The sequence below is a fragment of the Mycobacterium sp. genome, from assembly GCF_036273375.1.
Taxonomy (GTDB): domain Bacteria; phylum Actinomycetota; class Actinomycetes; order Mycobacteriales; family Mycobacteriaceae; genus Mycobacterium.
The window spans coordinates 1-11,910 of the sequence record NZ_DASUHS010000179.1; the positions used below are offsets into that span (position 1 = coordinate 1).

The 11,910-nt window shown below is 67.5% G+C and carries 12 protein-coding genes; 3 read left to right on the plus strand and 9 right to left on the minus strand.

Features of this window, described 5'->3' with window-relative positions:
- The 7 genes from VFW69_RS16670 to VFW69_RS16700 all read right to left on the minus strand — a co-directional run.
- A partial coding sequence (locus tag VFW69_RS16670; protein WP_526502608.1) for a DUF732 domain-containing protein occupies positions 1 to 251 on the minus strand: 251 nt, incomplete at its 3' end.
- A gap of 53 nt (positions 252 to 304) precedes the next feature.
- Entirely contained in the window at positions 305 to 1,135 is an 831-nt protein-coding gene (locus VFW69_RS16675; RefSeq protein ID WP_526502609.1) for an SDR family NAD(P)-dependent oxidoreductase, read from the minus strand.
- Positions 1,132 to 1,959: an IclR family transcriptional regulator gene (locus tag VFW69_RS16680; protein ID WP_526502610.1), complete on the minus strand. Its 828-nt coding sequence runs from the start codon at positions 1,957 to 1,959 to the stop codon at positions 1,132 to 1,134. Before VFW69_RS16680 ends, VFW69_RS16675 begins: the two co-directional genes overlap by 4 nt.
- 229 nt (positions 1,960 to 2,188) lie before the next feature.
- A complete protein-coding gene (locus VFW69_RS16685; RefSeq protein WP_526502611.1) occupies positions 2,189 to 3,655 on the minus strand; it encodes an FAD-dependent oxidoreductase in 1,467 nt (488 codons plus the stop codon).
- The gene (gene bphC / locus VFW69_RS16690; RefSeq protein WP_526502612.1) at positions 3,652 to 4,560 is read right to left on the minus strand and encodes a biphenyl-2,3-diol 1,2-dioxygenase; all 909 of its coding nucleotides are present in this window, start codon (positions 4,558 to 4,560) and stop codon (positions 3,652 to 3,654) included. Before bphC ends, VFW69_RS16685 begins: the two co-directional genes overlap by 4 nt.
- A 15-nt stretch (positions 4,561 to 4,575) precedes the next feature.
- The gene (locus VFW69_RS16695) at positions 4,576 to 5,760 is read right to left on the minus strand and encodes an acyl-CoA dehydrogenase family protein (RefSeq protein ID WP_526502613.1); all 1,185 of its coding nucleotides are present in this window, start codon (positions 5,758 to 5,760) and stop codon (positions 4,576 to 4,578) included.
- A 90-nt stretch (positions 5,761 to 5,850) separates the two neighbouring features.
- Positions 5,851 to 6,129: a 2Fe-2S iron-sulfur cluster-binding protein gene (locus VFW69_RS16700; RefSeq protein ID WP_526502614.1), complete on the minus strand. Its 279-nt coding sequence runs from the start codon at positions 6,127 to 6,129 to the stop codon at positions 5,851 to 5,853.
- 130 nt (positions 6,130 to 6,259) lie between these two features.
- Between VFW69_RS16700 and VFW69_RS16705 the strand changes: the two genes are divergently transcribed.
- Genes VFW69_RS16705 through VFW69_RS16715 form a run of 3 tightly spaced genes read left to right on the plus strand, consistent with a single transcriptional unit; the run spans position 6,260 to position 9,515 of the window.
- Entirely contained in the window at positions 6,260 to 7,885 is a 1,626-nt protein-coding gene (locus tag VFW69_RS16705; protein WP_526502615.1) for a flavin-containing monooxygenase, read from the plus strand.
- Positions 7,882 to 8,685 (plus strand): mycofactocin-coupled SDR family oxidoreductase, encoded by an 804-nt coding sequence (locus VFW69_RS16710; RefSeq protein ID WP_526502616.1) that lies wholly within the window; start codon positions 7,882 to 7,884, stop codon positions 8,683 to 8,685. The genes VFW69_RS16705 and VFW69_RS16710 overlap by 4 nt, the downstream gene beginning before the upstream one ends.
- Complete coding sequence (locus VFW69_RS16715; RefSeq protein WP_526502617.1) at positions 8,682 to 9,515, plus strand: mycofactocin-coupled SDR family oxidoreductase; 834 nt, start codon at positions 8,682 to 8,684, stop codon at positions 9,513 to 9,515. Before VFW69_RS16710 ends, VFW69_RS16715 begins: the two co-directional genes overlap by 4 nt.
- A gap of 25 nt (positions 9,516 to 9,540) precedes the next feature.
- Here the strand turns inward: VFW69_RS16715 and VFW69_RS16720 are convergent, their stop codons facing one another.
- Both VFW69_RS16720 and VFW69_RS16725 read right to left on the minus strand, forming a co-directional pair.
- Positions 9,541 to 10,431, minus strand: a complete 891-nt coding sequence (locus tag VFW69_RS16720) for an alpha/beta fold hydrolase (protein ID WP_526502618.1) — start codon at positions 10,429 to 10,431, stop codon at positions 9,541 to 9,543.
- Between the two features lie 51 nt (positions 10,432 to 10,482).
- Positions 10,483 to 11,877: a WS/DGAT/MGAT family O-acyltransferase gene (locus tag VFW69_RS16725; RefSeq protein WP_526502619.1), complete on the minus strand. Its 1,395-nt coding sequence runs from the start codon at positions 11,875 to 11,877 to the stop codon at positions 10,483 to 10,485.
- Between the last annotated feature and the right edge of the window lie 33 nt (positions 11,878 to 11,910).

Consider the following 11,910-nt stretch of genomic DNA (forward strand, 5'->3'; position numbering starts at 1 on the left):
TGAAACTCGGGCAAACTGCTGCTGGCCAGCACTTCCTGCATCACCTCCATGGGCGTTTCGCCGGTGTCGAGTCGCGCGCACACGTAATGAGCGGCTTCGATCGCGTGTCCGGCCGAGGCTTGGTCGATGATGCCCTGCGCCTCCAGGGCTGCCAAAAATTTCTGGTCGGTGGTGTCGGCATAGGCGATCGGCGCGGCCGCCAGCAGGGCGACCGACGCGGCCCCCGAAGTGACGAGCAGGCGGGCAAACATGTCTGACGGGCTTCCTGGTGTGGGTGGGTGCAATTCAGTGATGCTACTGCACGTCACCGGGGCGACGGATACCGTTGCACGGCAAGCACATTCGCCCGTTCCGTCATCGCCGCACCGACCGATTCCTCGGTGAGTAGATAGAACCGGTCCTCGGCGGCCTGCTCGAAGATCGTCGCGGCGGCCGCCAGCGGATCCATGGCCGCGGCCTTGACATCGAGCATCGCGGATCGCTGCGCTTCGGCGACGGCGATATCGGTGCCCTCGGCGGGGTCGACGCCGCCGGCGGACTCAAAGATGTTGGACACCACCGCCCCCGGCAACACCGCCTGCACATGAATGTGATGCGCGTGCCCGGCCGACGCGACATCGAGGTAAAGGCACTCGGCCAACGCCAGAACCGCGTGCTTGCTCATGATGTAGGGCCCCTGCAGCGGCGTCGCCAGGACGCCACCGACCGAGGACAAATTCCACACCCAGGCCTGCTCGTCGGTGGCCATCATCTTGGGAAGGAACGCGCGCACCCCGTGAAACACCCCGCTGATGTTGATGTCGACGACGCGACGCCAGTTCACCACCGGCGTGTCCCACAGATAGCCAAATTGCTCGACGCCCGCGTTGTTTACCAGCAGCCGCACCGGACCGACTTCGCAGTAGGTCCGCTCGGCGAGCTCATGAACGGCATCCGGGTCGCGCACGTCGCACCCCACGGCGACGGCCGAAGCCCCGGCCGCGCCGAGTTCGCCGCGCAGCGCATCGATGGCGTCGGTGTCGATGTCGGCCAGCACCACGGTCATGCCCAGCCGGCTGGCGTAGCGCGCCAACCCCGCCCCGATGCCCGAGCCGGCGCCCGTGATAACGGCGATCCCACCCGAGAACGGGTTCACGCGTACTGCAACACGGGCCGCGGCGCGGGCCGCAGCGGACGTAACGGCTGCAGGGTCGGTGCGACGAGTTGCGGGCCGCCCTCGGTGTGCCGCCAAATGCCCATCGCGGTCATCCGGACCGGGGCGATCAATCGCTGGTCGAACTTCATCCGATTCATCGGACCGCACACCGACACCGCGGCGATGACTTCCTGGCCATCGCCGGCCCCACCGATTGGTGCTGCCACACAACCGAATCCGAGCAGCGATTCCTCGCGTTCGAAGGCGACGCCGTGCGCGCGCACCCGGGACAACTCGACGGCCAGCTGTGAGCCGGTGGCGATCGAGTACTTCGTTTTGCGGACCCGCAGGTCCACCGGGGCATCGTCGTCTCGGTAGGCCAGGATCGCCTTGCCGACGGCGGTGCAGTGCGCGGGCTGACGGCTGCCCACCCGCGTGGGTATCGGCGCCAGCGGCGAGTCGCCGACCTTGTCGAGGTAGACCACGTCGGGCCCGTCCAGTACCGCGAGGTGCACGACGAGCCCTGTGGCGCGGTGCAATTCGCCCAGCAGGGGGCGGGCCGCGCGCACCAGGCGGTCCTGATGCACGGCTAGCGAGCCCAACTCGACCAGGCGCATGCCCAGCTCGTAGTCGCGGCCGCTGCGGCGTAGCCAGCGCAACTGCACCAAGCGCTCGAGCATCCGGTGCGCCGACGAGCGCGGCAGGCCGGTGCGCCGGACGATCTGAGCCAGCGTCAGGCGCCCGGGGCCGTCGAATGCGTCCAGGACGAGCGAGATGCGGTCGATGACCGCCGTGGGCGTGGCTGATTCCGCGGTCCTTGGCATCCGGCCCTCCCGGCTAGAGCTATCTGGCTGTCATATTCCTATTAGGAATACCTGTTTGTACCACACCGCTGTGGTCGCTGTCACACGACACGCGAAACTCGAGGACGGACATGAGAGTCTGCCGAGTGTGCGCTGAGGGTGAAATATGGGCGCGCATCCGGCCCAGGAGGCACACCCAAAGCCGTCAGCGCACTCACGACGCGACGGCGATCGACTGGATCAGTACAAGTCAGCCCTTGGCCGCGGAACGGCCCGCGCGGCGGCCGTAGAAGCTGCCGTCACCCAGCGAGACCCCGCTGGCATAACCCCACGCGGCCAGGCCGGCGGTGCACCGGCCGGCGGCGAAGAGTCCCGGAATGGGCGCGCCGCTGACGTGCAACACCTCGGCGTCCAGCGTGCTGGCCAGCCCGCCCAGGGTGAACCCGCCGGTGTTCTCCCGCAGGTCGACGGCGCCGACGGGGGAGCCGATCGGCTTGATCCACTCCGGCTTCTTGTGCAGCAGTGGATCCTCGCCGCGCGCGGCGCCCTCGTTGTAGGCGGCAACGGTCGCCTGCAGCGAGCCGGTCGGCAGGCCCATGTCGCGTTCCAGGTCGGCAACGGTGTCGGCCACCCAGGTCGCCGGGCGCAGCATGAACTTCGGCGACCACGAGGCCATCGCCTCCTCCTGCGCATCGCCGTCGATGATCAGATAGGCAACGTTGTCCTGCTGGTAGAGGGTGAGCTGTCCGATCCGGCCCGGGTAGGTGTCCTCGGCGACGTAGCGCTGACCGCGGCCGTTGACCAGGATGCCCCGCACCAGCTGCTGCGGGTCGATGAAGATCGCGACCTCGGTGGCGTCCATGTGGGCCAGGTCGGCGCCCAGCGCCTGCGCCATCCGGATCGCCTGGCCGTCGTGCTGCTCGATCGAGGCGGCGGGCCGGCCGGCGATCCGCGGCGCGTAGCGCTCGACCATCGCGTCGTTGTAGGCGAAGCTGCCGGTCGCCAGGACCAACCCGGTACGCGCTCGGATGCTCATCTCGATCCCGTACTGGCGGGCGCGGATGCCGACCACCCGGCCGTCGGATTCGGTGATCAGTCGCTGCACCCGCACGTCGTAGCGCGCCCGCACGCCGGCCGCGGTCGCGGTTTCGACCAGGGGCTTCATCAGCATGTAGCCGGCACTGGCTTCGCCCTGCTTCTTGTTCTGCATCTGCGGGACGTGCCCGCGCGGCGCGGGGGAGGCGATGGTGTTGAACGGGAAGGAGTTTTCGCCGCCGCTGTACATCAATCCCTGATCGCCCATCGGCTCCCAGCCGGGCTCGGAGAAGAACTCCGCTTTGAACGGGACACCGCAGCCGACCAACCATTCGAAGTGGGCGACGCTGCCGGCGCAGTAATCGGCGATCCGGTTCTCGTCGGCGCCGGGGCCCATCGCGACGTTGAGGAAGGCCGCCATGTTGTCGACGGAATCAGTGAAGCCGCAGGCCTTTTGGATGGGCGTGCCGCCGCCGAGATAGATGAAGCCACCGGCCATCGACGCCGCGCCACCCCAGGACCCGGTGCGCTCCAGCACTAAAACGTCGGCACCGGACCGGGCCGCTTCCACCGCCGCCGCAGCACCGGCGATGCCGTAGCCGGCGATGACGACGTCGGCCTCGTCATCCCACGAGGTGATCGACGACGCCGCGACCGGCGTCACGTCCGATTCGGGCGTCACAGCCGCATGGCCGCGGGCATTTCGCCGACCCACTGGTGGCCCCAGTAACTGTCGGCGGTGATTTCCTCTGCAATGTAAAAGGTTTCGTCGACCCGCATGCCTTCGGTGCCGAATTCGATGTCCCAGTCACCGGGCGCGCGGACGTAGAACGAGACCATCTTGTCGTTGGTGTGCCGCCCGAGGGTGGACGAGAGCTGGAATCCCTCGGCGTTGACCCGGTCCAGCGCCTGCCCCACGGCGTCCAGGGTGTCGACCTCCACCATGATGTGGACCAGGCGCGGGTCACGCTGGTGTGCGGCCGGGACGATCGCCAGGCTGTGGTGTCGCTCGTTGATGCCCAGGAATCGAACCCGCACCGGGCCGAACTCTTTCGGCAGCGGCACCCGGAACGCGCCGCGGGCGCGGAAGCCCAGCACCTCGGTGTAGAAGTCGAACAGCCCGTTGGGGTCGGTGGCCGGCACCACCACGTGGCCCAGGCCCTGGTCGCCGGTGACGAACTTCGCGCCGAACGGCGTGACGACCGGGCTGTGGTCGAGCACCGCGCCGTGAAACACCTCCAGCGTGGTGCCGGCGGGATCCTCGAACGTGATCACCTCTTCGACGCGGCGAGCCTCGGCCTCGTCGGGGGACAGCTGCTTGTACGCCACGCCGGCTCCGTCGAGGGCGGTCTGCACGCGCTGCAATGCCGGGTGATCGCGCACTTCCCAGCCGACGGTCAGCACCCGGTCGGTGTCACCGGGCACCACGATGAGCCGGGCCGCCCGCTCGTCCATCCGCAGGTACAGGGCCGACGGGTCGGGACCCTTGCCCTCGGCGAAACCCAGCACGCCAAAGGCGAACTGTCGCCAGCGATCGATGTCGTTGGTCGAAATCGTGATGTAGCCCAGGCTTTTCAGGTCGCTCACTAATGCGTCTCCTGCTCAGATCAGGGCCCGCAGCGGACCCTCGGGCGGGTCGATGCCGATGGAACTCAGCGCCGACGCGTGATAGGTGGTGCCGGGGACATGGATGGCATGCATCTGTCCGACGTGCACGTCACGCCAATACCGTTGCAGCGGCTTGTCCATTCGCGCCGCGTTGCCGCCCGATCGGGCGAAAATCTCGTCGACCGCCGACACCGCGCGCCACACCGCGCGCACCTGCGTCCGGCGCCCGGCCGCCCGATCGGCGAATGACACCTCCTTGCCGGCCGCGACCATGTCGTAAATGCGGTCGGCGTTGGCCAGCAGCTCCTGGCGGGCGGCATTGATGTCGGCGGCCGCCTCGCCGATAGCGTGCATGACGTAGGGGTCGTCCTTGATCGCGGTCCCGGTGGCGCCGACGCGCTCGCGCTGATAGTCCAGATGCGCGGCGAGCGCCCCCTCGGCGATGCCGATGGTGGCCGCGGAGATGCCCAGCGGAAACATCGTCGACCACGGCATCAGATACAGCGGCTCGGTCATGCCGGCCTCGCGCTGCGCGGTACCGTCCATCACCTTGGTGGCATCCATGGTCCGGTAGCTCGGCACGAACGCGTCTTTGACGATCACGTCCTTGGAGCCGGTTCCGCGCAGCCCCACCACATTCCACGAGTCGTCGACGATCTCGTAATCCTTGCGCGGCAGGATCATGTGCAGCATCTGCGGCGGCATCAACGGGATGCCCTTCTCGTCGCCGAGCATGGCGCCCAGGATGATCCAGTCGCAATGGTCGGTGCCCGAACTGAACTGCCAGCGGCCGTTGAAGATGTAGCCGCCGTCGACGGGCATGGCCACACCCTGCGGCGCATACGGGGACGCCATCCAGGTGTCGACGTCGTCGGCCCAGATCTCGGCGGCGACCTTCGGGTCCGCGTAAGCCAACTGGTAGGGGTGCACGCCGACGACGCCGACGATCCAGCCGGCCGCCGGATCCAGCGCCGCGGTGCCCATCGTCGTCTCGGCGAACTCGCGGGGGTGGACCTCGAAGCCCTGGTACTGCTTGGTCTGCAGCAGCCGGATCAGGCCGGCACCCTTCATCAGCTTGACGGTGTCGTCGGTGAGCCGGCCGATGCCTTCGGCTTCCGCGGCTTGGTCGCGCAACTGGTCGGCCATGGCCACTACCCGGTCGAGTACCCGGTCGCTCATATCGTTGTCCTTACGTGTGTGGGCCTAGTAATGGTCTACCGCAGTCCCGGGCCGTCCCAAAGGAAATCCCGATGAGCGGACACCCGGCAATCAAAATTCGACGTGAACATCGGCGCTGGCCGCCCTCGCCTGGCAGGCCAGTATCAGGCCGTCCTCGAGATCTGCCGCGTCCAAGACGTCGCACGGGGCCATGTCGACCCGCCCGGTGACCACGGTCGCCACGCACGAGCCGCAGCGGCCCTCCCGGCACGAGTGCGGCACGGCGATTCCCGCGTCCAGCAGTGTCTCGACCAGGGTCTGCCCGTGCGGCCAGCGCAAACGATGCCGCTGGCCGTCCAGCTCGACGCTGACATGTGCGACTTCCGGCATCCGTCGATGGTCAGCCATCAGGGTCGGGCGGTGGGCGTACCCGCCCGGTGGCCGGGAAATCTCGTGCGAACCGTCCGGTGACCGGGAGGGGCGGCGGTCCGCGATGCGCAAGGCCCTACGGTGACTGCTTGTGAACGATGCCGGCCAACAGTCTCTGGACGTCATAGTGGTCGGCGCGGGGTTCGCCGGCTTGTACGCCTTATACAAGCTGCGTAGTCAGGGCCTCTCGGTGCGGGTGCTGGAAGCGGCGCCCGAGCTGGGCGGCACCTGGTACCACAACCGGTATCCGGGTGCCCGCTGCGACGTCGAGAGCGTCGACTACTGCTATTCGTTCTCCGATGAACTACAACAGGAGTGGGACTGGACCGAGCGGTATGCCACCCAGGCCGAGATCCTGACGTATTTGAACTGGGTCGCAGACAAGCTCGATCTGCGCCGCGACATCGCATTGCGCACCCGCGTGGTCTCGGCCCAACTCGATGAGGCGACGCTGCGCTGGACGGTCACCACCGAAGCAGGGCAACAGTTTTCGGCGCGTTTCTGTCTCATGGCGACCGGCCCGCTGTCGGCCGCACTGACCCCGGACTTCGCCGGCCTGGACACCTTTTCCGGCGAGATCTACCACACAGCACACTGGCCACACGAGCCCGTCGACTTCACCGGCAAGCGGGTGGCGGTCATCGGCACCGGATCCTCGGGCATTCAGTCGATCCCGGTCATCGCCGAGCGCGCCGCCCACCTGTACGTCTTCCAGCGGACGCCCAATTACAGTGTCCCGGCGGGCAACAAACCCTTGACCGCCGACGAGCTCGACGAGATCAAGGCCGGTTACGCCCAGCGGCGTGCGCTGTCGTGGCGCAGCGGCGGTGGCTCACCGCACATCACCGCCCCAAAGCCCACGATGCAATTCACTGCCGACGAGCGTCGCGCGGCCTTTGAAAGGCGTTGGCAGCTAGGGGGAGTGCTGTTCTCCAAGACGTTCCCGGACCAGATGACCGATCTGGAGGCCAACGAGGCGGCCCGCAGGTTCTACGAGGATAAGGTCCGGGCCGTCATCGACGATCCGGCCGTGGCCGACCTGCTGATCCCCACCGACCACCCGATCGGCACCAAGCGAATCTGCACCGACACCAATTACTTTCAGACGTTCAACCGCGCAGACGTATCACTGATCAGCGTGCGTGCCACCCCGATCGAATCCGTCGACGACACCGGGATCAATACCACCGGGATTGATAAAACCAAAGTCCATTACGACGTCGACATGATCGTGCTGGCAACGGGTTTCGACGCGATGACCGGTGCGCTGGACAAGATCGATATCATCGGGCGCCGCGGCACCGCGCTGCGTGACGACTGGGCGCACGGGCCCCGCACGTATCTGGGCCTGGGGGTGGACGGCTTCCCCAACCTGTTCTTGATCTCGGGCCCGGGGGCGCCCGCCGTCCTGGCGAACATGGTGCTGCACGCCGAGGCCCAGGTGAACTGGATCGCCGACGCCATCGCCCACCTCGACCAGCGCGGTTACGCCGGGCTGGAGGCCAGCGTGGACAGCGTGGACGGCTGGGGCGCCGAATGCGCCCGCCGGGCAGAGGCGACGCTGTTCACCAAGGCGAACTCCTGGTACATGGGCGCGAACGTGCCGGGCAAACCACGCGGCTTCATGCTGTTCACCGGCGGCTTCGCCACGTACAACGATGTTTGCGCCGAGGTCGCCGACGCCGGCTACCGCGGCTTCGATTTGATCGAACGATGACGGGATTGCTGAACAAGGTTGTCGTGGTCACCGGCGCCGCCAAAGGCACCGGGCGGGTGCACTGTGCGCGTTTCGCGGACGAGGGCGCCGACGTGATAGCACTCGACGCAGAAAGCACGGCCGGCGAGTTGAGCGACACCGCAAGGGAAGTCGAGGACCGCGGTCGACGGTGTGCGACCGGCCTGGCCGACGTCAGGATTCTCGCGGCGGTGACGGCCGCCATCGACGCCGGCGTGGCCGAGTTGGGCCGGCTCGACGTCGTCGTGGCCAACGCCGGAGTCCACCTCCCCGGCGCGCCGTCCTGGGAACTCGACCCCCACGTGTGGCAGCGCACGCTCGACATCAACCTCACCGGCGTCTGGCATACGATCCGGGCGAGCGTGCCGCACATCGGTGACCGCGGTGGCTCGGTGGTCATCATCAGCTCCACCAGCGGGCTTCGCGGCCTGCCCAACACTGCGCACTACACCGCCAGCAAGCATGCGGTGGTGGGACTGGCGCGCACTCTGGCCAACGAGCTAGGGCCGCGCGGCATCCGGGTCAACACCGTGCACCCCGGCCCGGTAGCCACTCCAATGGTCTTGAACGAGGCCACGTTTCGGCGCCTGCGACCGGACCTGGACAACCCGACCGCGGCCGATGCGGCCGAGGTGCTGCAGGCACGTAACCTGCTCCCGGTGCCGTGGGTCGAGCCCGTCGACATCGCCAACGCCGTGCTGTTCTTGGCCTCGGATGCGGCCCGCTACATCACCGGCACCCAGCTCGTCGTCGACGCCGGCCTGACGCAGAAGACGACATGACCGGACGGCTCCACAACAAGGTCGCCCTGATCACGGGTGCGGCGCGGGGGATCGGTCGCGCGCAGGCGGTGCGGTTCGCGCAGGAGGGCGCCGACATCGTGGCGCTGGACGTGTGCGGCCCGGTCGACACGGTGGTCATCCCGCACAGCACCCCGGCCGACCTCGACACCACCGCGTCGCTGGTGAGCGAGGCGGGCGGGCGGGTCCACACCGAAATCGTCGACGTGCGTGACCTCTCCGGTGTGCAGGCTGCCACCGATCGTGGTGTCCAGCGGTTCGGTGGCCTGGACGTGGTCTGCGCGACCGCGGGAATCACATCGCGTGGCATGACGGTCGACCTGGACGAAAACGCCTGGCGCACCATGCTTGACGTCAATCTCACCGGGGTGTGGCATACCTGCCGCGCCACTGCGCCGCACCTGATCGCGCGCGGGGCGGGTTCGATGATCCTGACGAGTTCCATCGCGGGGCTGCGTGGGCTGGTCGGCGTCGCGCATTACACGGCCGCCAAGCACGGCATGATCGGCTTGATGCGCAGCCTGGCCAATGAGCTTGCACCACACAATGTTCGGGTCAATTGCATCAGCCCGACCAACGTCGACACGCCCATGATTCACAACGACGTTGTCAGCATGGCGTTCCGGCCCGACTTGGACCGCCCGCCCACCCGCGCGGAATTCGCCGAGGCCGCACGTTCGATGAATATGCTTGCGGTGCCGTGGGTGGACGCGGTGGACGTGGCCAACGCCGCCCTGTTCCTGGCCTCCGACGAGGCGCGCTACATCACCGCGATCGTCCTGCCCGTCGACGCCGGGGCCACGCAGCGATGAGCGCCGCGCTCACGATCGCCGCCAGCTAGCTGCGCGAAAGGAAGGCCAGCACGGTGCTTTCGAACGCGTCCTTGGCCTCGATCATCGCCCAGTGCCCCGAATTGGGGAAGACGTGCAGCTCCGCGTTGGGGATGGTGCGCATCGGGATCAGCGCCATGTCCGGCGGGCTCACCCTGTCGTCGCGGCCCCACGTCAGCAGGGTGGGGGCGGTGAGCTTGTGCATGGTCGCCCACGGCAGTGGGCGGTCGGAGGCGTTGAGCGCGGCGTTCATGCCGGCGAACGCGGCCTTGCCGTACATACGCCGCGCCGCGGCCAGGGTTTCCGGGTCGGTGGCCAGCTGCCACCGTTCCTCGATCAGCTGTTCGGTGACCAGCGCCTGGTCGTAGACCATCGACTTGAGCCAGTCGACCAGGCGTTGCCGCGTGGGGTCCTCGACAAACTCCTGTAGCAGCCGAATGCCTTCGCTGGGACTGGGACTGAAGATGTTGGTGCCGATGCCGCCGATGGTCACCAACCGATCGACGCGCTCCGGATTGTGGGTTGCGAAGTTGATCCCGACGCCGCCGCCCATCGAGTTGCCGACGATGTGCACCTTGTCGACGCCGAGCGCGTTCAGGAAGGGCGTCACCGTGCCGAACGCGGTAACCATCGGATGGCCGCCGAAGTCGTCGCTGACGCCGAAACCGGGGAATTCCAGGACCAGGCACCGATAGTGGGCGGCGAAGGCGGGCAGCACGCCGCGAAAGTTACGCCAGCCCGTGACACCGGGACCGGAACCATGCAGGAACAGTAGTACCGGACCGGACTCCGAGCCGCCGCTGTCGTAGTAGCGCAAAGCGCCCTTTTCAGTGCTGATTTCACGCAGATCTTGTGCTGTGCTGGTCGTCGGTTCAGAAGTGTCTGCCACGGATGTCACCCTGCCATGCCGCGGCGGCGAGGGTGGACAGGGTTCCGCTGACCGGGCGGCTCAGAGTGGACCGTGGGCGGGCTCGCCGCAATTCAACAGCTCTTTGAGCGCGGCGGGGAACGCGTCGGCGAGGTCCCACAGGTCGGGAACGAGGTCGGGGCAGGAGATGATGCCGACGCCGAGTCGGCCGTTGAGCGACATCACGGTGATGTTGAGCGCCGCGCCGGCAATGATCGGGCCGAGCGGATACATCGCGTCGAGTCGGCACCCCAGGAAGTAGAGCTGCTCTGGTGGACCGGCCACGTTGGACATCACCAGATTGTGTGGCGGCTTGTCGGGCAGGGGGATGCGTGGCAGCAGTTTCCTGACCGCGCCGAACATGGTCTGTCCGGCCACCTGTGTCCAGTCGTGTAGCAGGGTCGGGCCCATCGCCGCGGAGTGGTCCTTGGCCGCGGCGTTTCCGGCGGCGATGCTGGCCAGCCGTTCCGCGGGGTCGTCGATGTGAGTTTCGAGCCGGCAGAGCATCCAGGTCATCTGGTTGCGCCCCGCCCGAGTCGATTGATCGCGGACGGACACTGGCACGCTGGCGACCAGGGGGAGGTCCGACAGCGCGTCGCGGTCCTGGAGATACTGCCGCAGCGCCCCCGCACACACCGCCGTCACAACGTCGTTGACGGTCACCCCGAACCGGCGTTTGACGGTTTTCACGTCCTCGAGGTCGACGCTGGTCAGGGCGACGTTGCGGCGGCGGGTGAACGAGCCGTTGAACGCCGTCGGGGGTGCCGCGAATGGAGCCGCCATCGTCTGGCTACCGCCGCGGGCACGCAGCACCGTTTGCGCCAGGGTCAGCGCCGTTGACGGCACGACTTTGGCCAGGCGCCAGGGCCGCAATGCCGCCCCGATCAGCCCGCTGGCGGCGATCTGCAGCGGATTCGCCGCGCCAGTGCGTTCGGCCGGTTTCGGTGGCGCGGCATCCGGCACGGCGCTGCACAACTGTGCGAGCAGGTTGGCTCCGCCCACGCCGTCGACCACCGCGTGGTGGACCTTGAGGACGACGGACAGTGCGTCGGTGCCGTGCAGGCCTTCGACCACCCACATTTCCCACAGCGGGCGATCCCGATCGAGCGCAAGTGCCGCGACATGGCCGCAGATGTCCGCTAATTCTTTCGGCCCTCCGGGCGAGGGCAGGGCGACGCGGTGAAGGTGGCGAGCCACATCGAAACGATCGTCGTCCACCCACACCGGATGGTCGAAGTTCAATTGGTTGTCGGCCAGCTTGAGGCGGAATTCGGGCACGGCGTCCACCCGCGCCGACAACGCCTCATGGAAGCGATCGAAGGCGTAGCCGCCCGGCATCGTCGCGGGGTCCACTTCCATGACGCAGCAAATGTTCAATGGCTGCGTCGGCGATTCCAGGTTCAAAAAGAACGCGTCTAACCCACTGAGTCGTTGCATGCTTCTCGTCTCTTTGTTGCGCGGCAATGACCG

Bases quoted from the DNA above. Each gene is read 5' to 3' on its own strand.
- VFW69_RS16725 (WP_526502619.1), bottom strand. From the start codon at position 11,877: ATGCAACGACTCAGTGGGTTAGACGCGTTCTTTTTGAACCTGGAATCG.
- VFW69_RS16715 (WP_526502617.1), top strand. From the start codon at position 8,682: ATGACCGGACGGCTCCACAACAAGGTCGCCCTGATCACGGGTGCGGCG.
- VFW69_RS16695 (WP_526502613.1), bottom strand. From the start codon at position 5,760: ATGAGCGACCGGGTACTCGACCGGGTAGTGGCCATGGCCGACCAGTTG.
- VFW69_RS16680 (WP_526502610.1), bottom strand. From the start codon at position 1,959: ATGCCAAGGACCGCGGAATCAGCCACGCCCACGGCGGTCATCGACCGC.
- VFW69_RS16700 (WP_526502614.1), bottom strand. From the start codon at position 6,129: ATGCCGGAAGTCGCACATGTCAGCGTCGAGCTGGACGGCCAGCGGCAT.
- VFW69_RS16710 (WP_526502616.1), top strand. From the start codon at position 7,882: ATGACGGGATTGCTGAACAAGGTTGTCGTGGTCACCGGCGCCGCCAAA.